Source organism: Hyphomicrobium sp. DMF-1, from assembly GCF_027886585.1.
GTDB classification, from domain to species: Bacteria; Pseudomonadota; Alphaproteobacteria; order Rhizobiales; family Hyphomicrobiaceae; genus Hyphomicrobium_C; species Hyphomicrobium_C zavarzinii.
This window is the reverse complement of record NZ_CP115706.1, coordinates 3,635,251-3,654,105: the sequence shown is the minus strand read 5'-3', so window position 1 is coordinate 3,654,105 and position 18,855 is coordinate 3,635,251. Positions and strand designations below refer to the sequence as shown.

The following is an 18,855-nucleotide window of genomic DNA, read 5'->3' as shown; positions in this document are numbered from 1 at the left end:
GTGTCAAACGGCCTTCGCTTGGGAGAGTAAACCGCCTCCGGCGACGAATGCGGGCGCGCCTCAGGCCAGAAAATCGATGACCTCGAGCCCGTCGGCCCAATTGATCGTGTGCGGACCATGTCCGGCAGGCTGGCCGCCCATGCGAAGGTCGGCAGCGAGCTCCTGAGCGAAGCCGTCCGCGTCGAGACGGGTCACGCGGGCGAGGCTGAGGCTGCCGCCGTAGCTGGCGCTGCAGTTCTGTGCGGGGCGCCAGAGGGCGCCGTCCCGATGGTAGAGCGCTCCCGCGGGCCTGCTCTCGCGCGCATCGATCAGCGCTGGGTTCACGGACACTGGCTGCCATGGCCCTTCGAGTTTTTCAGAGCGGTAGACGTTGAGCGCATCCCAGGACGAGCTTTGAAGGTCGCGCGTGGACGCGAAGAGATAGAAAGCCCCCGCGTGGACGGCGAGCGTGGCGTCGTGAACCTCCTCGTCCAGCAAGCGGAACGCGGGAACCCAGCGATGTGGAAACGGGTCCGCACGATAGACGTCGAGCGCGCCGGAGGCTGAGCATTCGGGCATCATGTAGATCTGCCCCTCATGCGCGAACACTTGCGGGTAGGAGAGGTGATGCCCTGTTTCGAGCACGGGACGCGGCGCGGTTGCCCTGCCGCTCGCATCCACTGTGAAATGCGAAATGAGCCCGCGTCCGGTTTGAAACGGCACCTCCTCGGCGAAGACATGGTGCAGGCCGTCGCGCAGCATCGGGAAAGGATCTGCGAAGTAACGCTGTCCGTCGTCCGGAAGCGTGCGATACGCCTCGGCCGGCGCCAGCCCCGCGAGATGGCTGCGCCCCTCAGGCGCGAGGCGCCATCCGACGCGCCAGCGCTCGCGCGTACCAAGAAGCCTGGAAAGAGCACGCTCGGTCTTGCGGGCGACTTTGCGCCACGCGAAGTCCGCAGCCGCGAAGGCTCCGGCGTCGGTGTGATCTTTGACGGCGCACGGCACTGGCACCTGAGGCAGCGCGTTCGGGCCTTCGAGAGCGGCAATCGCGAGCACCTGGATGAGGCGCGAGAGGACCTGATCCGCCGAGCGACGAAGACGCGTCGGATGCTCGACCGCGGGGAGGGCAGCGGGACGCGGCTTGGCCTCGCCGAGATCGAGGCCGAGTAGCGGCGATCTTCGTTCGAGCAGAGCCGACCACAGCGCCGCTTCCGAAGGATCGCCATCGAACGTCGGCCGGATGACACGGCCCGCCGCGGGGATACTTGCAACGTCCCAGGTGAGATCGAGCACCACGTCGAAGTCGCCTGCCGGGAAGGGGCCGGCCGTCGCGCGATGGCCAAGCTCGGCGGCGGTGATCGGATCGGATGCAGAAAGCCGCCGCCGGTCGAGCAGGCGCTCGCCGGAGAGCAGCATCTCCAGCGCCGCGCCCGGCCGCGCTCCCGCCGGCCCCTCCACGAGCGAGACATGCAACTCCACGCGGGCATCCGCCGCGAGGCGCGAAATTAACCATCCGTGCCAGCGCGCGAGCCGCTTTGCATCGAGAACAACGAGCGTGCGCATGGCGCCCCGTATTTGAACGATCCGCCGCGACCCTCCGATGAAGCCACCGCCGATGCCACCCCCAAAAAGCGGTTGCGGTTAAGGGAGCGGAGCGACGAAGCGCCGAATGCCACAAAGCCTGCGCTAAAAGGTAGGGATGACCGAGCTTCGCCCGGCGCCGCACGCGTGGCATCGCGACGAGGCCCGCATCAGATGGGACACGATGCTCCTACGCCAGACGCTTCTCTATCTGCCGGCCCAGTTTCTCGGGCCGGTCTTCCAGTTCGTGTCGATCCTGACATGGACCCATTTTCTGAGCCCGACCGACCTTGGTCTCGTGGCTTTGATCACGGCTGTCCAGGAGCTATCCCTCGCCACCACGCTCAACTGGTTCACGCACTACACCGTGCGCTATGCGGGCGGCGCCCCGAGCCCCGGCAAGGCGTTTCTCGATACGGAGACGTTCGTGCTTACGATCTCCGGGGTGATCACGGTTCTTATCGTGGTGGCTATGCCGTCGTTCATCGACGGGGTCTGGACCTGGGGCCTCGTCGCGGCCGCAATCCTGCAAAGTGTCGGACGGCTCGCCGTCGCGCAGCTCTCCGACCGCGCGCGAGCCTGTGGCGATCCCCTGTCGTATTCCATCCTCCAGATAGGCTGGCCGGTCGGCGGTTTCTTCGCCGCGCTCGCACTCGTGATGCTCTATGAGCCGAGCGCGGCCTCGGTCCTCGCCGGATACGCTGCGGCGCAGGCCATCTCGCTGGCCCTCGTCCTACTGAGGATCGAGATCGGCCTCGAACCCCTCCGCTTCGCGCGGGAGGTGATCGCGAAAGCCATGGCCTACGCTCTGCCGCTCGTCATCGGAGGCGTGCTCGTCTGGCTCGCGAACAACGGCGTGCGCTTCGTGGTGGAATGGCGCGATGGCGCCGCCGCCGTCGGCCTCGTCACGGTCGGATGGTCAATCGGTCTCCGTATCGCGAGCGTTGCGGCGATGATGGTGACGGCGGCCGGCTTTCCCTTGGCGCTTGCCCGCGCGCGCGACGGCGGACATGAGGCGGGACAGGCCCAGCTCGCCCGCAACGGGCTCTTGCTGCTGGCGACGCTCGCACCGGCCTCCGCGGGTCTCTGGATGATCTCGGACCTGATCGTACCGATGTTCGTGGGCGAGCCCTATCGGGCGGTGACAGCGGCCATTCTGCCGGCGTCAATTCTGGCGGGAGCCGCCCGCAGCTTCCGCGTCCACTGCGGCGAGCAGGTGTTCCTGCTGCACGAGCGCCCGGTTGTTCCACTGATCAACGATGCCATCGATGCCGTCGCGGCCCTGGTTCTGGGAGGCATCGGGCTGTTGTGGGCGGGCCTGCCGGGGCTGGTCGCGGGGGCCGCGATCGGTGCAGTGTTGAGCCTGATCGTGACCATGGCCTGGGGCTGGGCGCTTTACCGGTTTGCGCTGCCGCTCGCCGATGTCGTGAAGATCGCGCTCGCAACGGCCGCCATGATGGCCGTGATCGCGCTTGTCCCTGCGCGACCGGACATAGCATCCCTGACGCTCATCGTGGCCCTGGGTGCGCTGGTCTTCGCAAGCCTGATCGCGGCCCTTTATCCGCGCGAGCGCAGGAAAGCCGTAGCGCTCGCGCGAGAGATGGTTGTGGCGAGGCAGAAGCCGTGAAGCTCAGGCCTTGAGCGAGCGTTCCCACGCGAACGCATGGGCGACGATCTGATCGAGATTGGCAAGCTTCGGCTGCCAGCCGAGCTTGCTACGGATCTTCGAGGAATCCGCCACGATCGCTTCCGCGTCACCGGGGCGGCGCGGGGCGAGCTTCACCGGGAACGGGCCGCCGGAGGCGCGCTTCACCGCTTCGATCACCTCGAGCACCGAGTAACCCGATGAGTATCCGCAGTTGAACACGTCCGACTTGCCGCCGGCGTCGAGATATCTCAGCGCCGCCATGTGCGCGGCTGCGAGATCCGTCACGTGGATATAGTCGCGGATGCAGGTGCCGTCGGCCGTCGGGTAGTCCGTTCCGAACACGTCCATCGAAGCACGCTTGCCGAGCGCGGTCTCGCACGCGACCTTGATGAGATGCGTCGCGCGCGGCGTGGATTGTCCGGCTCGTCCTTCTGGATCGGCGCCCGCGACGTTGAAATAGCGCAGCGCCACGTAGCGGAAGTCATGCGCGAACGCGGTGTCCGCCAGCATCAATTCCGTCATCAGCTTGGAGGTGCCGTAAGGCGAGACCGGCCGAAGCTCGGCGTCTTCCTTGACGGGGATCTCCTTGGGGTTGCCGTAGACGGCGGCCGTGGAAGAGAAGATGAACGACTTGACGCCGGTCTTAACCGCGACTTCGATAAGCGAGCGCGAGTTCGACGTGTTGTTGAGATAGTAGCCGAGCGGATCGGCCACTGAATCCGGCACAACGATGGAGCCGGCGAAATGGATGATGATCCGGACGCCATGCTCCCGGACGACGCGGGACACCAGCTCCTGGTCTCCCACGTTGCCTTCCACCAGCACCGCCGGAGGGCGTACCGCGTGTCGAAAGCCGGTCGACAGATTATCGACCACGACAACTTTTTCACCGGCGTCCAGAAGCGCCAGCACCATATGGCTGCCGATGTAGCCGGCGCCGCCTGTCACGAGAACTGTCATGAGAGACACGCATACATGAAATTCGTTCACAAAGCGTGTTGGCAGTCTAGAGGCACGGCGGGGCACACGGAGCATTGGCCAGTCCGGCGCCGCGCCGCCTTGTTTGTCGCCGTTCTCGCCCTGCAGGCGCACATGCAAGTGGCCGTGGCCGCTGAGATGAATGTCGATGGCCGGCCAGCCAGCCGGCACGCCGCTGAGGAGCGCCCGTACGCCGTCACGGCGCCGCACGCCGGAGAGTTTCGTTTCGAAGTGCGTGCTGGCGACAGATGGAGCGTCGACCGCATCTTGGGCGCCGATCGCGAGCGTGCCGAGCTCAGTCTCGACAAACGCCCCGTGAGCTTCGGTGCGCTCTATCGTGTTTCCTACGAGATGCTGATCGAGCCCGGACCGCAAAGCACATCCGCTTGGCTCGTCGCGGGGCAGTGGCACGCGACGGAGGACGAGGGAGACGCACCGTCGTCGCCGCCGCTGGCGTTTGAGTTGACCGGCCGCGATCTCGTTGTTTACACGCAGTCCGAAATCGCGCGCCGCCATACCAAGAATCCGAAAGGTATCGAGCGCGCGCGCGTGCCGGACATTCAGCGCGGGCGATGGATCTCCGTTTCTTACGACGTGCGCTTCGATCCAAGCCATGGAACCCTCGCGGTCCGCGTCGATGGAAGGCGGGTATTCGCAGAGGACATTCCGATCGGATACGCGGACGACGTCGGGCCTTACTTCAAGTTCGGCATCTACCGCGCCAAAAGCCCCGAGCCGATCGCGATCCGCTATCGGAACGTTAAAATCACCGAGGCGGCGGCACCCTGAGCGTGCTCCTTACGCGAGCACGAACCGAACGACGGCTCCGGAGCTGCCGATGCGTCCTCGCCACGCGAGGCGCCAAGCCGGATGCTTGAGGCCGAAGGCCGGCGAAACCCACCCGCCTGAACGCTCCGGCGCCCCGCGCGCAAGCACGATGTCGCCCGGCGTCTCGAATGCGATGCGAACGGGCGCGCCGATAGCGGGCGTCACGGTCACCACCTGCCCGTCGCGGGAGGCTGCGCAATCCGCCGCAAGCTGAAACACGATCTCGACCGGAAGCGGCGTCTCGGCGCCGAGCAGCCGGTCCCGAATCGTGAAGCCGTCACTCGCCGCTTCCACGGTGCGCTCGTGCCGCACGCCGAACTTCGGAACGTAGCCATCGTGCGAGGCGCGAAGCTGCCAGGTGGCGCCGTCTTGGAACGCATCGAGGCGCGCATCCGCCTTTCGCCCCCAATTGAAAGGGCCTGAAATCTCGCTTTGATCCGCCCCTTCGATGGAAAGGGTGTTGTGGGCCGCGGTGCCGCGAAACCAGTCGCGCCACGCGCCACCCGAGTGATAGAGGTACGTGCCGGGATCGACGAGCAGCGGACGGCCATCGAGGGCAACGAGAAGCGAAAGCGCGTCCGCGTGCCCATGCGCCGCGATGGAAAGATAGCCGAGCGGACCGTGGTCGAGTGCGAGAACGAGGTCGCGCCCAGCACGCGTTTCCCGCACGACGGACAGCCCTCCGCTCGAAAACGTCGCGAGGCCGCGCGGAGGCGGCGTAGGTGCGGGCGGCGCGAAGAAAATCGCGTCGCGGAGATGCGGCGAAACCGAAACAAGGCCTTCTGGCGTCTGCGCGAGATAGCCGCTGATGGCGCGGGCAACCGACATGGCATAGGCCGGCTCGTATCCCGCGAGCGACAGGACGCGCCCCTCGTCGTCATCGCCGAATGCGGGGACAGCGCCGCTCGCGTCTGCAATCCATCCGACGAAACGCGCGAACTGCCCGAGCCTCTGATCGACGATGGCCGAAAGCGGCTTGTCCGATCCGCGCGCGGCGATGGCGGCGAGCAGCAGCAACTCCGCCGTGAAGGCACCATAGGTGGGCGATTGCTCGGCCCCCATGCCATCGGCCAGGATCTGCCGGGACGCTTCGGCCTCGAGCGCACGGCGCGCCTCCGTTTCGAGCGCGAACGCACGAGGAAGCTCCGGCATGGCGATCGTAAGAATAAGCTCGCCTGCCGCTTCCGCCACGAGATGGTTATTGGCGGAGGAAAAGCGCGACGGAAACCGCCGGAGCCAGAAGGCGTGGGCTGCGAGAATTTCGCGAATGCGCGCAATCGTCTCGTTCGAGAGGCGATCTCCGGCGAGCGAGGCGACCACGATCAGGCTGATCGCCCGCAACGAGCATTCGATGCCGGAATTCCAGGCGAGGCCGCGGAACGGCGGGTTGCTCGCGTGCCAGCTCCCGATCGTCTCCTCGATCAGGGCGAGCGCCTTCGGATCTCCGCCGAGAGCCACCTCGGCCGCGAGCGGCTGGAGAAACTGAAGCCGGTTGATTTCCCACACGTACTTGATGTCACCGAAGCGGCGCTCGTGGCGGTAGTTGATGTCGAAGGTGAACGTGTCCGCACCGGGCCACAGCCGTCCCGTGACGGGATCGAGCCGCCAGAGATCGGCAGAGAGTGGCACGCCCGGCCAGCGTCTCGGCCAGTCGCATCCAAGCGCGCTGAAGCGCCCTTCGATCGCACGCCTCGCAGCTCTGTGAATGGCATCGCGAACTTCGGGCGAGGCGCGCTCCACCGCCTCCCGCAGACCGGCAATGCGCGGCACGCCTCCGGGGCTCGCATAGCGCTCCCACCCCTCCGTGCGCCTGCGCGCGCTGGTTTTCAGAGCCAGCTCGCGAACCCGATGTGCAATCTCGGCTGGGCTCATGCTGCGAAGGCGGCGGATGTACCAGGCGAGCGACATCAGCGGCACGCCTCCGTCCAGAGTTTTGCGAGCCGCGCGACGTAGGCGCCGATTTCGAGATTGCGGCGGTGAAAATCCTGAGCCGCGTCCCCGAGCGCGTGACGAAGGCGCTCGTCCGCAACGAGCCGGCGCAGCGCGTCGGCGAGCTCATCTGAGTTTCCGGGAGAAACCAGCAGGCCGGTCTCTCCGTTTCGGACGATGTCCTCGACGGCACCCACCGGAGTTGCGACGACGGCGAGGCCGGCCGACATGCCCTCGATCACGGACATCGGTAGGTTCTCGTCGAAAGACGGCAGCACCAGAATGTCGGACGAGACGAGAAGCGCGCGCGCTTCCTCGGGGCCAACCCATCCCGGAAAGGTGACGTGAGCGGAGAGGCCGAGCGCCTGAGCCTGCTCGCGCGCCACCGCGACATCCCCATCGCCAGCGATGGTCGCGCGCCACCCCGCAACGTCCTTGAGGCGAGCAAGCGCACGGATCAGGTCTGGCACCCCCTTTCGGGCACCGACCTGACCGAGGAAGAGAATGCGAACGCCGTCACGGCGCTCAAGGGAGCGCGAAAGCGGCTGCGAGGCATTGGCAAGGATCACGATGCGCGAGGCGGCTTCCGGAACGCGATCGGCAACGAACGTCCGCCACGCGCTCCCAAGCACAATCACGCGCCGAGCTCCGGCAAAAAGCTGACGGACGGACGCCTGAGTTCCGGAATCGGCCGCATCGAAAAACGATTGGAAGCGAGAGCCGTGGAGGTGAACCACATAGGGGACGCCGAGCATGCGGGCCGAACGCGCGACGATCGATTTACGCCGCACGCTGCCGTGGCTCGAAAGATTGATGTGCACCACGTCGAGCAGCCCGCGCGCTCTGAGCCACGCCATGCGCAAAAGGAAGCTCGCAAGGTAAAGGGGCGAAAACCAGATGCTCCGTTGACCGCGTGTCGCCGCGAAGCGCACATCGCACGGGCCAATCTTTCCGCCGCGCGCTTCGTCCCTCACCGCATCCATCAGGCGATCGATGCCGCCGCGGCCGCCGTGGCCAAGCGGCGTCGCCACAAGGACGTAGACGGACGTTTTACCCGCTCTTGCCTGAGTGTTTGCGATGTCGCCGCTCATTATGCGCTGGACGCCCCCTGTCGGTCCGCTCTCTACCGCATAGGCGGCAAGTGACGGCCGGACGCAAGCATGCGTCAGCCTACAGTCTTAAGCGGCGTTGTTAACGGTATCTACCGTCTTGAGAGAGGTTGGCGCGGAGAGCCGGGTACAGTCACGTCGATATCCCCTCCGTTCGGACTGCTCCGGCACCCGTGCTGTGCCGGTCCTCCCCGCGCGCACGACTCTCGATAGGAAGACCCGGTGAAGATTGCGATTTTTGGTCTCGGATACGTCGGCATCACCGGCGCGGCCTGCCTTGTGCGTGAAGGGCATACGGTCGTCGGAGTCGAGATCAACGAGCGCAAGAGCCGCGCGGTCGCATCCGGGCGCTCTCCGATTTTCGAGCCGGGCGTGGAGGAGTTGCTCGCCGCGGGCGTGCGCGAAGGGCGGCTGACGGTGGTCGCCGATGCCAGGGACGCGATCGCGGATGCCGACATTGCGATGGTGTGCGTCGGTACGCCGAGCGCGCCGGATGGCGCGCACAATATGTCCTATGTCATGAACGTCTCGAAGGAGATCGCGACTGCGCTCGCAGATAGCGCGCGAGCGGAGCCGCTGACGGTCGTCTACCGCTCGACGATGCGCCCCGGATCCATCGAGGAGCTGATCGCGCCCGTGTTCGAGAGCGTGCTGGGCGAGAAAAACGCCGCGCTCGTCGAACTCGTCTACAATCCCGAGTTCTTGCGCGAATCCACCGCCGTGGCCGATTACCTGGCTCCCCCGAAAATTGTGGTCGGAACCAAAGACGGAAAGCCGTCGACCCGGATCGAGGCGCTCTACAGCACCATCGACGCCCCCACGTTCGTCACGCGTTTCCGGGAGGCGGAGTTCACGAAGTTCGTCGACAACACTTTCCACGCCGTGAAGGTGGCCTTCGCCAACGAGATCGGCCGCTTTTGCGTGGCGCTCGGCATCGACGCGTCGAAGGTGCACGAGATTTTCATCTCTGACCGCAAGCTCAATATCTCCCCGTACTACTGCCGCCCGGGCGGGGCGTTCGGCGGCTCGTGCCTGCCGAAGGACGTCCGCGCGCTCCAGTATCTCTCGGACGACACGGGCTCCAGCGCCTACCTCATCGAGTCGCTTCTGAAATCCAACGAGGCGCACAAGCGCTTTCTCTACGAGCTTGCGACAAAGGATCTGCCCAAGGGATCGCACGTGCTGATGATCGGTCTCGCCTTCAAGGCCGGAACCGACGATCTGCGCGAAGCCCCTCAGCTCGATCTCGCGCGCCGCTTGCTCCAGAACGGCTACCGGCTCTCGATCCTCGATCCCGCTGTGAAGCCGGATCAGCTTCTCGGCCAGAACCTTGGCTATGCCTTCGCGCATCTGCCCAACATGGCCAAGCTGCTGGTGTCGGAAGAGGTGGCCGCATCCACTACCTATGACCGGGTGATCGACACCAACGGCCGCGCGCGAGGCGTGGCTCTCATGCCGGCGCCGCTCATCAACATCAACGCTCTTTGACGAGGCACTTGGGGACTTCTGGGGACGGGGACATGCTGACAACCATCGAAGGCCTGGATGACCACCAGGTGGCACCACTCGCGGGCCGCAAGGTGCTGATCATCGTCGAGAACCTCCCGGTGCCGTTCGACCGGCGCGTGTGGCAGGAAGCGCGCGCTCTGAAGGAGGCCGGCGCGCTTGTCTCGGTGATCTGTCCCACCGGGAAAGGCCACGATGCGGCTTACGAATGCCTCGAAGGCATCCACGTCTATCGCCATCCCCTGCCAACGGAAGCGAGCGCGGCCGCAGGCTACCTCGTCGAATACGGCGCAGCCCTCTATCACGAGATGCGCCTCGCGCTGAAGGTGCTCAGGCGGCACGGCTTCGATGTCATCCACGGCTGCAATCCGCCTGATCTCATCTTCCTCGTGGCCCTGCCGTTCAAGCTGATCGGCAAGCGCTATGTGTTCGATCACCATGACATCAATCCCGAGCTCTACGAGGCCAAGTTCGGGCGGCAAGGCGGCTTTCACAGGCTTCTGCGCCTCTTCGAGTGGCTGACGTTCAAGACGGCGAACGTGGTCATATCGACCAACGAGAGCTACCGCAGGATCGCGATCGAGCGCGGCGGCAAGAAGCCCGAGGATGTCTTCGTGGTGCGCAGCGGACCCGATCTCACGCGCGTGAAACATGCGGAGCCGAACCCGGCCCACCGCAAAGGACGCCGCTATCTCGTGGGTTACGTCGGGGTCATGGGCGATCAGGAAGGCATCGACCTGCTGCTGATGGCCGCGCGCCATGTCGTCCACACCCTCGGTCGCGACGACGTGCAGTTCTGCCTTGCGGGCGGCGGACCCAGCACCGAAGCGCTCAAGAAGCAGGCGGACAATCTAGGCCTTGCGGACCACGTCACGTTCCTTGGCCGCGTGCCCGATGCGCTGCTGTTCGAGATGCTGTCCACGGCGGACGTGTGTGTGAACCCGGATCGCGTGAACGCCATGAACGACAAGTCGACCATGAACAAGATTCTGGAATACATGGCGCTCGGAAAACCGATCGTTCAGTTCGACGTTGCCGAGGGCCGCGTCAGCGCGGCCGACGCGTCGCTCTATGCCAAGGCCAATGACCCGGTCGATTTTGCCGCGAAGCTTCTCGAGCTTCTTGCAGACCCCGACGCGCGTGCGCGCATGGGCGCGTCAGGCCGAAAGCGGATCGAGACGCAGATGGCCTGGAGCTATGAGATCCCCCGCCTCATCGCCGCCTACCGGAGATTGGAGCACAAAAACGCTCGCGCCGTCGCAGGCAAGGTGCGCGATCAGGTCGAGACATAATGCTAGAACAGGTGCGGGCAGGCGCCGCGAGGTGCCGGGCGTAGGCGGGAGCGGAAGGGCGCTATGCAGAGGCCGAGCGGACCATCGCCGCGAATCGTGCACCTGATCTCGTCGCTCGGCGTCGGCGGGGCGGAGCGGCTGCTCGTGGATTTCGTGCGCGCGCTCGATGTCGCGCAGGCGCGCAACGTCACCGTGGTGGTGATGAACGAAGCCGATCCCGCTCTTCTCGAGAAGTTGCGCGAGGGACCTGCCCAAGTGCTCGCCTGGAACAGGCCGCGCGGCTCCCGCGACCCGCGCTATCTTGGCCGGCTTCTGAAGCTCACGAGCGACACGCGCCCCACGATCATCCACGCCCATAACCGGGGCAGCAAGATGTGGGCGATGCTGGCCAAGCTCGCGCAGCCGCGCCTGCGCGTTGTGTTCACGGTCCACGCCATGAACGTCGCATCAGGGTACGGCGCCCGCCACCGGATGCTGCACAACGCGCTGGTGGATCGCACCGTCGCCATTTCCAGGGCGGTCACGCGCGAGTGCGAGGAAAGCGGGCTGCGTAACGTCGTGCTGATCCCGAACGGCGTCGATCTGTCCCGTTTCCGGACGGCAGAGGAACCGTTGGCCTGCCGCCTGGAGCGGGAGCCGGATCGCGTACCTCTCCTCGTCACGGTCGCCCGCCTGGTCCATGACATCAAAGGCCAGGACGTTCTGATCGAGGCCGCCGCGCTGCTGAGGGCTCGCGGCACTCCCGTGCGCATTCGCCTTGTGGGATCGCCCTCGCGCGATCAGCCCGAGACGCCGGCGTTGCTGGCCTCTCTGGTCGAGCGTCATGGTCTGGCTGACAGTGTGGAGATCCTAGAAGGCGTGTCGGACGCGGCGGAGCACATCCGCGATGCCGACATCTGCGTCGTGCCCTCGCGCCAGGAAGGCTTCGGACTGGTGATCCTCGAAGCGATGGCAGCCGGCGTACCGGTCGTCGCCTCGCGGCTGGATGGTCCGGCTGAGCTCATATCCGACGGCATCAACGGTTACCTTGCGCACGCCGGAGATCCGGGCGACCTCGCGGACAAGATCGCGCGGATTCTTGAGGATCGTCCGGCGGCGTCCCGCTTCGTACAGGAGGGACGGCGCACCGCCGCAGCGCACGACATTGAGGTCATGCGCGACGCCTATCTCACGCTCTATCGCACGTTGACGGCCTGAGCGATCGCGCTCGTTCGGTTGCTGGACGAGGCTCGCAGTAGCACGAGGACGAAGAGCGTGACGACGGTCAGCACGTTCGACTTGCCCGCGAGGCTCAGAGAAAGCGAGGCGACGCCGACGAAATAGAGGAGCACCCAGGCGGCCCCCGGGCATGTGCGGCGCACGAGATCGCGGCAGAAGAAAAGCAGCGCGGCGAAGATCACGAGGCTGACGAGGAGTCCGTGGGAAAGGAGAAAGCTCAGCCAGAAGCTTTCGACGCCACGTTCGAGTCCCAGCAGAGATTGCCATGTCGCAACCAGCCGCGGATCGGGGCCGAACAGGAGATCTGGAAGCGGCACGTGCGAGAAGATTTCGAACATGTCGCTGCGCGTCTGGGCGCTGCCCGAGTCATCGGCGAAGCGGTCGAGGAAACGCTCGAGAAAGCCGGTCGAGAGCAGCGTCAGAAGTCCAGCCCCTGCGAACGGCACACTGACGAGGGCCGCGGTCACGGTCGTGACGTTGATGGGAGCGCCGTTCAGCACCGCCAGCACTCTACGTACCACGAGCGCGGCGAGCATGAGGACGACGAGAACGCTCGCCGCGCGCCCGCCATAGGTCACCATCGCCGCGAGACTGAGACAGAAGGCGGCGAGGCGCAGCCATCGCGGGAGATCGCGCCCGCCGCCCACGGCAAGCGTGAGTATGTAGCTGCCGGTGAGGATCGAGTTTGCCAGCGGATGGCCGAGAAGCGCGGTGGAGCGCCATTCATAAGCGAGATCCTCGCCCTTGATCACGAACGGCGTCAGCCGCCAGCCGCTGAGATACTCGAAAATGCCGAGCGCCGCGTTGGCGATCATGATGCCGTGGATCAGCAGCGCAAGCGTTCGCCCCCGTTGCTCAGGGATGCGGCGAAGAAGCAGCAGGGTCACGCCGGCCGGCAGGAAGGTCTCGATCAGCGGGGTGACGGGCAGGCGCGAGATGAACGCCGAGTGGAGCGTTCCGAGCAGGATCGCGAGCAGCATCAGAAACGCCACCGGCGCCTCGTGTAGCGCGCGCAAAATGGCGCCGAACGGATCTGAGGTCGCGAGCGCCGCCAGAAGCGCCAGCGATAGAATGTAGAGCGTTGCGGGATGAAATTTGGTGAGCGCGTTGCCGCCCGTCTCGGAGTAGTCGAAGCCAAGCGCGGTCAGTGCGAACGGTGACAGGGCGAGCACCAGAACGACGAAAAGCGCCAGAGCCGCCGTCAAGAGACGGCTTTCCGCGCTGCCTGTCGCAAGCGCGCCACGGGAGGCCGGGAAGGGCTGGGCGCGCAGAGAGGCGGCCATCACGCCCGCCCCACGCCCGTGCCGGTGAGGACCACGCCTGAGATCTTGTCTCTCACGGGTGCGAGCGCACGCAAGAGATCGTCGAGACGGTGCTGGGGAGTCTTTCCGCTGCGCGCAACGATCGCGACTTTGTCCACCAGCGGCAGAAGTGCGGACGCGGACTCGTCGCTCGCCAGCGCCCCGCCGTCGATGATGACGAGATCGTAGTCGAGCGCCGCCGCCGCGAGATTGGCGGCAAGCTGACGCCGCTCGCCGCGCTTCAGGAGCCTGAGATCGGCGCTCGCCAGCGGAAGGAAGGCGAGGCTCGATTTGGAATCGCTCACCGTATGCGCCGCGAGCGCTTCCGGCTTTGCGAGCAAGGTCGCCCAGCCTTCCGTGAGGTCGGGGGCGAGGGTGGCAGAAAGCGTCGCGTCCGTAGAGCAGGCATCCACCAGCAGCACACGCTCGCCGCGAAGTGCCCCGGATTGAGCGAGTGCGAGCGCGACCGACGCAGCCTCGCTTTCGCGATCTGCCGCGCACAGCATGATCGCGGAGGGATAGCTGTCATGGCGATCCTGCTCGAATGAAGCGAGCAGATGCAGGATGCTTTGGCGATAGGCCGTCTCCGCCGCGCTTTCGGGCTCGGACACGGCGACGAGGGCGCGGCCGAGATCCTCGGTCTCTTGCGTGGTGCCTCGAAGCGCCGGCAGGCGGCTCGAGACAGAGCCGATCCGCGAGAGGCGCGCTTCGCCGAGCGCAGGGATAGGGAACAAGGCGTGGTTGCCGAGTTGGAACGTGCGCGGCGTCAGCCGCACGGTGGTGTCGAGTTGGGCCCCGGCCAGCACACGCACGATGCCGAGCCCAAGTCCGCCGAACGCGCCGAGACCGAGCACGAGCCAGTTGATCGGCCAGCTCGGCTTGGAGGGCGCCGTCGCGGGCGACACGACGCGCGCGTAGGGAACGGAGATCTGCTCCTGCTCGCGCGTTTCCTTCGCCCGCTGCAGGAAGGTGCCGAGCACGTCACGGCTCGTCGCGACGTCCTGCTCGAGCTCCCTGAGCTTGATTTGTGCTGTGGATGTGCGTGAGACCTCGGCCTTGCTCGTTTCGATCAGGCGCTGCAACTCGAGCTCGCGGCTCGATGCGATGCGATACTCCGCGGCCAGCGCGTTGGCGATGCGCCGCAACTCGGCATCGATCTGCGCGCGGATCTCGCCGAGCTGCGAGCGCGCCTCGATCAGCACCGGATGGCGGGATTTCAATTGCGAGGAGAGCGACGCCACGCGCCGCGCGACCTGCGCGTGCTGCTCGCGAAGCCGCTGGATGGTGGCGGAACGCACCGCTTCCGGCATTGCGTCGAGCGCCGCGCCGGAGGAGGCGGCTGCGGATCGCACGGCATCGAGCCGGCCCTTGGCCTCCGCGGCCGTTGCCCGCGCGGCCACCAGCTCGCCGTTGAGCTTGCCGAGCTGTTGCTCGCCCACGATGCCGCCTTCGGACACGGTGATGCCGTTGCGGCGCTTGAAATCGTCCACACGGTCTTCCGCCTGGCGCACCTCGTCGCGCAACTCGCCGAGGCGGCCCGTGATAAGCTCGTTCGCACGCCGCTCGTCCTCCGCGCGCGCCGTTGCCTGGTCCGCGAGATAGAGGCTGATGAGCGTGTCGGTGATCTGTGCGGCTTTCGCCGGAGAGCTGGCCGTCGCCTCCACCTCGACGATGTAGGTCTTCTGTGCGCGAAGGATCTTGATGCGCTTGGCGAGCTTTTCGGCAGCAAGCGCTTTAGCGTCGGGCGCGGCGGAATTAGAGAGCAGGCTTTTGAGCTTCGTCAGCGGACCGGTGCCGGAGAACTCGCTGTCCTTGTCCAGGCTGAGCGTATCGACCACACGCCGCAGCATCGCGTCAGACGAGATGATGGCCACCTGGCTGTCGACGATGGCGAGATCGGCGCCCGTACTGTTCGGCGCCGGCGCTGTCTCGTTCACCACCCGGTTGGGGCTGGGATTGATGTAGAGGACGGCATTCGACGTGTAGCTCGGCGCGGCAAAGACGAGATAGAGGACGGCGAGCAGGAGTGCGAGCGCGGTCGTCACCAGGATCTGCGGAAGGCCGCGACGCAGGATGTCGACCAGTCCGGCAAGGTCGGTGGTTTCGCGCCCCGTTTCTTGTCCGGAGATCGAATACGGCGAGGTCATCAGCATCGTGTACGCGTACCTTGGAAAGCCTCTCGCGCTTCAGGGATGCTCCACCAATGTGCTCATTCGACGCCGAATGAAAGGCATCGTTAATCAATTGGTTACCGATGGCGGATCACAGGCGGTAATGAGGGCCTTCGCCCGCCGCGAATGAGATCAGACGGCTGATTGGCGAGCGAAGTTAAAGCAATTTTATGCGTTGTGCTTTAGGGTGATGGCGAAATCTGCTCATTTCGACCCCGAGGAGTTCCGTCCATGCGTTCTAGGGTCTTTGCCCTTTTTGCGGCCGCCATTGGGTTGGCCCTGATCCCGGTCGCCGCCGAGGCCGGCCACCGCGGTCACTATCACCGCCACGGCACGAACGAGTACTATCCCTTCTATCATCGCCATTACCGCTCGGACTACGAGTTGGATCGGTACGCCTATTATCCGTCTCCCCGGCGTTACTATCCCTATTACAACTCGGGCTACTGGCGCCCCACGGTAGAGCTGCGTTATCGCCGCGCCTGCTGCCGCCCGGTGGCACCGCTGCCTCCCTACTATCAGGCCTGGGGCTATCCGCGTCCGGCTTACGCCTACCGCAAGGGGCATCATCGTCACGACTATCGCGGTCACCACCGTCATCGCGATTGGTGAGCACAAGCAACCCAGTCATGCACGTCACGCAAAGGCCGCCATTAAGGCGGCCTTTAGCATTTTTCGGGCACGTCTCCTCCGCGTTCATGCCGCATTCATGCGCGACATGATTTTCTGATCGCATGAACTTTTTTCCGCTGAGGCGCGTTGTTGATCTCAGATCGGAAGCACACCCGAGGAGTGGGGAGAGAGACCCATGATGAAGAAGATTATGCATGCGCTGATGGCGCTCAGCCTGATCGCAGGCGTTACGGCGTCATCGATTCAGCCGGCCGAAGCAGGGCGCGGCGGGCGAGTGGCCGCAGGCGTGGCCGCTGGCATCATCGGTCTTGGCTTGCTTGGTGCTTACGGTCACGCGCGCGAGCGTGACTACGATCGCCACTACTACCGCTCGTCCGGCGAATGCTATCCGGGCCCGGAGGAGTGCGGCTGGCGCAACCGTCGCTGCTTCACCAACAGCTGGGGCGATACGGTTTGCCGCGGTGGCCGCTGGACCTGCTGGCGCCCGACCTATTGCGACTGATCGAGCCGCGAGAATTTCGAGATTGAGAAGGGCGGAGCCGGTTTCGGCTCCGTCCTTTTTATGTAATTCAGCCCGAATAAGAGCGGCGGGCGTATGCCGCCCAATGCAGCGCGACGGCGGCTGCGTTGGAAACGTTGAGGCTCTCGAGCGGCCCGCCCGTCGTGATGGAGACGAGCCTGTCGCAGGTCTGCTGGGTGAGCTCGCGGAGGCCCTTGCCTTCCGCCCCGAGCACCAGCGCGGTGAGCCCCTCGAACCGTTCGCTCTCGAGCCGGTCCGGCGCGCTCCCTTCGAGGCCGATCAGGCGGAAGCCAAGGCCCTTCAGCTCGAGCATCGTCCGCGCCAGATTTTGCGCGGGCAGCACCGGAAGCAGATCGAGAGCACCCGAGGCGGCCTTCGCCAGCACGCCGTTGAGCGGCGGGCTGTGCCGGCGTGTCATCACCACCCCGGCCGCACCGAACGCAGCAGCGGACCTGAGCACCGCGCCGCCGTTGTGCGGATCGGTGACATGGTCGAGCAGCACCAGCGGGCCGGTTTCCGCCGCGCGCTTCACCAGCTCCTCGAGCGTCGGCTCCGGCAGTGGCTCGGCCTCGAGCAGAAGTCCCTGATGCACGGTGTCCGCCCCGAGCAGATGGTCGAGATCGCCGGGCGTCGCGCGATCGATGGGAACACCCCTGGCGGCGATCACATCCGCCAAGCGGCGCTCCGCGTTCTCTGTCGCGAGCAGGCGCAGCACACGGCGGCGCGGATTGTTGAGCGCAGCTTCGACCGCATGGCTTCCGAAAAGGCGCACCATGCCGTCATCGGCGATCTCGGCTGCCCGTCCGCCCGGCGCCTGCCCGCGAGGCCGGCTTGCCCGCCGGTCCCCGCCCTTGGCGGGGCGGCCGAACCCGCCCTTCTTCGCTGATTTCTTTCCCGCCCAGCCGCTTGTCATTGTGTTCTGCTCCGGAATGCGGCTGTGCCGTAGAAAGGGGACGGATTGCCTGCGATAGCGCTGTCTCGCTCGCGGTTTCGCAGGTCGTTATCGATGTAAAAACAACATGTTCGGCCGCCCGTATCGCCCGCATGCCTTGCCATGCGCGGGCGGACTCGGCCTGACCCGGAACGCATACGGGTTTTCGCGCGCTTTTCCAATTGACATCGGTGGGCCGGATTACCATAAGGACGGGCGTTGCCCTGCCGCTCGGCGAGCGCAGGGCGATTTCGTTTACAGTGCTGGCGGATGAGGCGGCTCTTGAGCGTGCTGCCGCGCCACGCACGATGGGATTGGTCACGGAGGGGTGCCCGAGTGGCTAAAGGGGACGGACTGTAAATCCGTTGGCTTCGCCTACGCTGGTTCGAATCCAGCCCCCTCCACCAATCCTCCTTATATAATTGAAATAACAGCATAATTTTCAGCCTCCTTTTAGGCCCAGGTAGCATGGACTTATCCAGTGCCGAAAGCGCCGCTCAACTTGGCGGGTCTGCGCGGCCGGTGCGGCTGTTACTCCGCCAAGAATTGATCTCCCGAACTTGATTGGAAGAAAACGTCCCGGCGGATCGGCCTCAGAAAAGACAAGCGTCGTGCCACAGCTGGCGTCGAGACTGCGACCCGCTTCGCAGGACCTCTAGTGGTGGAGCACGAGATGGACGAGAGCAAAGTGGCCGTCGCCAGGGCCTGCCTTCAGGCCGCCGAGGACAACACGAAGACGTTCCCGGAGATCCTCGCAACTCTCACGCAGGAAGGTTTCGAAGCCTACCAGATCGATTTTCTCCGTTGTGCCGCGACCTACTATACGAAGCGCGGAGATAGCGTCGTTCTGGACATGCATCAGGTCGGTGAGCCGGTCGCCGAAGCCTTCGATGCGAAAGCCCTGCAAGCGGCAATCCGCGAGGCTCAACAGAATGTGCCCGGCTATACCTACACCGGTTTCTGCAAGAAGGCGGTTGCGGCAGGGTGCGCGAGCTACATCGTCTCGCTGTCTGGCCGGCGCGTCCTCTACATTGGGCGCACCGCGGAAACCCACGTCGAGATGTTCCCGAGCTGAACGCGGAGTTGTCGGCGCGCTCGCACTCGAGCTCCCGCAATGTCGCTGAATTATCGATGACGGCATAAATCCTCCATGCAGCCCGCGAAGAGCGGGCTGCATGGAGCCGTCGATCTCATGGTAGGCCGCATTCGCCGCCTGCTACGAGAGCATTCG

General features: G+C 65.4%; 15 protein-coding genes and 1 tRNA gene. 9 read left to right on the top strand and 7 right to left on the bottom strand.

Annotated features, from left to right (window positions below; translation table 11 throughout):
• Positions 1 to 60: 60 nt before the first annotated feature.
• Entirely contained in the window at positions 61 to 1,542 is a 1,482-nt protein-coding gene (locus tag PE058_RS16720; protein ID WP_271028921.1) for a glucosamine inositolphosphorylceramide transferase family protein, read from the bottom strand.
• A 136-nt stretch (positions 1,543 to 1,678) separates the two neighbouring features.
• On the opposite strand from PE058_RS16720, the gene PE058_RS16715 reads away from it, so the two are divergent.
• Positions 1,679 to 3,187, top strand: a complete 1,509-nt coding sequence (locus PE058_RS16715) for a lipopolysaccharide biosynthesis protein (RefSeq protein ID WP_271028920.1) — start codon at positions 1,679 to 1,681, stop codon at positions 3,185 to 3,187.
• 3 nt (positions 3,188 to 3,190) lie between these two features.
• Here PE058_RS16715 and galE read toward each other — a convergent pair whose 3' ends face one another.
• On the bottom strand, positions 3,191 to 4,168 hold the full coding sequence (gene galE, locus PE058_RS16710; RefSeq protein WP_020085365.1) for a UDP-glucose 4-epimerase GalE: 978 nt from the start codon (positions 4,166 to 4,168) through the stop codon (positions 3,191 to 3,193).
• A gap of 15 nt (positions 4,169 to 4,183) precedes the next feature.
• On the opposite strand from galE, the gene PE058_RS16705 reads away from it, so the two are divergent.
• Entirely contained in the window at positions 4,184 to 4,975 is a 792-nt protein-coding gene (locus PE058_RS16705; protein WP_271028919.1) for a heparin lyase I family protein, read from the top strand.
• 9 nt (positions 4,976 to 4,984) lie between these two features.
• On the opposite strand, the gene PE058_RS16700 is transcribed toward PE058_RS16705, so the two are convergent.
• On the bottom strand, positions 4,985 to 6,922 hold the full coding sequence (locus PE058_RS16700; RefSeq protein WP_271028918.1) for a heparinase II/III family protein: 1,938 nt from the start codon (positions 6,920 to 6,922) through the stop codon (positions 4,985 to 4,987).
• Positions 6,922 to 8,034 (bottom strand): glycosyltransferase family 4 protein, encoded by a 1,113-nt coding sequence (locus PE058_RS16695; protein WP_020085368.1) that lies wholly within the window; start codon positions 8,032 to 8,034, stop codon positions 6,922 to 6,924. Before PE058_RS16695 ends, PE058_RS16700 begins: the two co-directional genes overlap by 1 nt.
• Positions 8,035 to 8,274: 240 nt before the next feature.
• Here PE058_RS16695 and PE058_RS16690 point away from each other — a divergent pair, with 240 nt between their 5' ends.
• The 3 genes from PE058_RS16690 to PE058_RS16680 all read left to right on the top strand — a co-directional run bounded on the left by PE058_RS16690 (position 8,275) and on the right by PE058_RS16680 (position 12,047).
• Positions 8,275 to 9,540, top strand: coding sequence for a nucleotide sugar dehydrogenase (locus PE058_RS16690; RefSeq protein WP_020085369.1), 1,266 nt, complete (start codon positions 8,275 to 8,277; stop codon positions 9,538 to 9,540).
• A 32-nt stretch (positions 9,541 to 9,572) separates the two neighbouring features.
• Positions 9,573 to 10,850: a glycosyltransferase family 4 protein gene (locus tag PE058_RS16685; protein ID WP_271028917.1), complete on the top strand. Its 1,278-nt coding sequence runs from the start codon at positions 9,573 to 9,575 to the stop codon at positions 10,848 to 10,850.
• Positions 10,851 to 10,913: 63 nt separating this feature from the next.
• The gene (locus PE058_RS16680) at positions 10,914 to 12,047 is read left to right on the top strand and encodes a glycosyltransferase family 4 protein (RefSeq protein ID WP_271028916.1); all 1,134 of its coding nucleotides are present in this window, start codon (positions 10,914 to 10,916) and stop codon (positions 12,045 to 12,047) included.
• Here PE058_RS16680 and PE058_RS16675 read toward each other — a convergent pair.
• Together PE058_RS16675 and PE058_RS16670 are read right to left on the bottom strand one after the other, a co-directional pair.
• The gene (locus tag PE058_RS16675) at positions 12,026 to 13,351 is read right to left on the bottom strand and encodes a VpsF family polysaccharide biosynthesis protein (RefSeq protein ID WP_271028915.1); all 1,326 of its coding nucleotides are present in this window, start codon (positions 13,349 to 13,351) and stop codon (positions 12,026 to 12,028) included. The two genes, PE058_RS16680 and PE058_RS16675, sit on opposite strands and share 22 nt — an antisense overlap.
• On the bottom strand, positions 13,351 to 15,516 hold the full coding sequence (locus PE058_RS16670; RefSeq protein ID WP_271028914.1) for a GumC family protein: 2,166 nt from the start codon (positions 15,514 to 15,516) through the stop codon (positions 13,351 to 13,353). Before PE058_RS16670 ends, PE058_RS16675 begins: the two co-directional genes overlap by 1 nt.
• 255 nt (positions 15,517 to 15,771) lie before the next feature.
• Between PE058_RS16670 and PE058_RS16665 the strand changes: the two genes are divergently transcribed.
• On the top strand, positions 15,772 to 16,152 hold the full coding sequence (locus tag PE058_RS16665; RefSeq protein ID WP_156827298.1) for a hypothetical protein: 381 nt from the start codon (positions 15,772 to 15,774) through the stop codon (positions 16,150 to 16,152).
• Positions 16,153 to 16,348: 196 nt separating this feature from the next.
• Positions 16,349 to 16,675 carry a hypothetical protein gene (locus tag PE058_RS16660; RefSeq protein WP_020085375.1) on the top strand — a complete coding sequence of 109 codons (327 nt, stop codon included), beginning with the start codon at positions 16,349 to 16,351 and terminating at the stop codon, positions 16,673 to 16,675.
• Between the two features lie 67 nt (positions 16,676 to 16,742).
• Here the strand turns inward: PE058_RS16660 and rlmB are convergent, their stop codons facing one another.
• Positions 16,743 to 17,606, bottom strand: a complete 864-nt coding sequence (rlmB, locus tag PE058_RS16655) for a 23S rRNA (guanosine(2251)-2'-O)-methyltransferase RlmB (RefSeq protein ID WP_271028913.1) — start codon at positions 17,604 to 17,606, stop codon at positions 16,743 to 16,745.
• Between the two features lie 340 nt (positions 17,607 to 17,946).
• On the opposite strand from rlmB, the gene PE058_RS16650 reads away from it, so the two are divergent.
• Positions 17,947 to 18,031: transfer RNA gene (locus PE058_RS16650), tRNA-Tyr, on the top strand.
• Between the two features lie 266 nt (positions 18,032 to 18,297).
• Positions 18,298 to 18,699: a DUF1398 family protein gene (locus PE058_RS16645; protein WP_026867938.1), complete on the top strand. Its 402-nt coding sequence runs from the start codon at positions 18,298 to 18,300 to the stop codon at positions 18,697 to 18,699.
• Positions 18,700 to 18,855 lie beyond the last annotated feature (156 nt).

Excerpts from the sequence above, each read along its gene's own strand:
- PE058_RS16720 (WP_271028921.1), bottom strand. The coding sequence starts at position 1,542 with ATGCGCACGCTCGTTGTTCTCGATGCAAAGCGGCTCGCGCGCTGGCAC.
- PE058_RS16715 (WP_271028920.1), top strand. The coding sequence starts at position 1,679 with ATGACCGAGCTTCGCCCGGCGCCGCACGCGTGGCATCGCGACGAGGCC.
- galE (WP_020085365.1), bottom strand. The coding sequence starts at position 4,168 with ATGACAGTTCTCGTGACAGGCGGCGCCGGCTACATCGGCAGCCATATG.
- PE058_RS16705 (WP_271028919.1), top strand. The coding sequence starts at position 4,184 with ATGAAATTCGTTCACAAAGCGTGTTGGCAGTCTAGAGGCACGGCGGGG.
- PE058_RS16700 (WP_271028918.1), bottom strand. The coding sequence starts at position 6,922 with ATGTCGCTCGCCTGGTACATCCGCCGCCTTCGCAGCATGAGCCCAGCC.
- PE058_RS16695 (WP_020085368.1), bottom strand. The coding sequence starts at position 8,034 with ATGAGCGGCGACATCGCAAACACTCAGGCAAGAGCGGGTAAAACGTCC.
- PE058_RS16685 (WP_271028917.1), top strand. The coding sequence starts at position 9,573 with ATGCTGACAACCATCGAAGGCCTGGATGACCACCAGGTGGCACCACTC.
- PE058_RS16680 (WP_271028916.1), top strand. The coding sequence starts at position 10,914 with ATGCAGAGGCCGAGCGGACCATCGCCGCGAATCGTGCACCTGATCTCG.
- PE058_RS16675 (WP_271028915.1), bottom strand. The coding sequence starts at position 13,351 with ATGGCCGCCTCTCTGCGCGCCCAGCCCTTCCCGGCCTCCCGTGGCGCG.
- PE058_RS16670 (WP_271028914.1), bottom strand. The coding sequence starts at position 15,516 with ATGACCTCGCCGTATTCGATCTCCGGACAAGAAACGGGGCGCGAAACC.
- PE058_RS16665 (WP_156827298.1), top strand. The coding sequence starts at position 15,772 with ATGCGTTCTAGGGTCTTTGCCCTTTTTGCGGCCGCCATTGGGTTGGCC.
- PE058_RS16660 (WP_020085375.1), top strand. The coding sequence starts at position 16,349 with ATGATGAAGAAGATTATGCATGCGCTGATGGCGCTCAGCCTGATCGCA.
- rlmB (WP_271028913.1), bottom strand. The coding sequence starts at position 17,606 with ATGACAAGCGGCTGGGCGGGAAAGAAATCAGCGAAGAAGGGCGGGTTC.
- PE058_RS16645 (WP_026867938.1), top strand. The coding sequence starts at position 18,298 with ATGGACGAGAGCAAAGTGGCCGTCGCCAGGGCCTGCCTTCAGGCCGCC.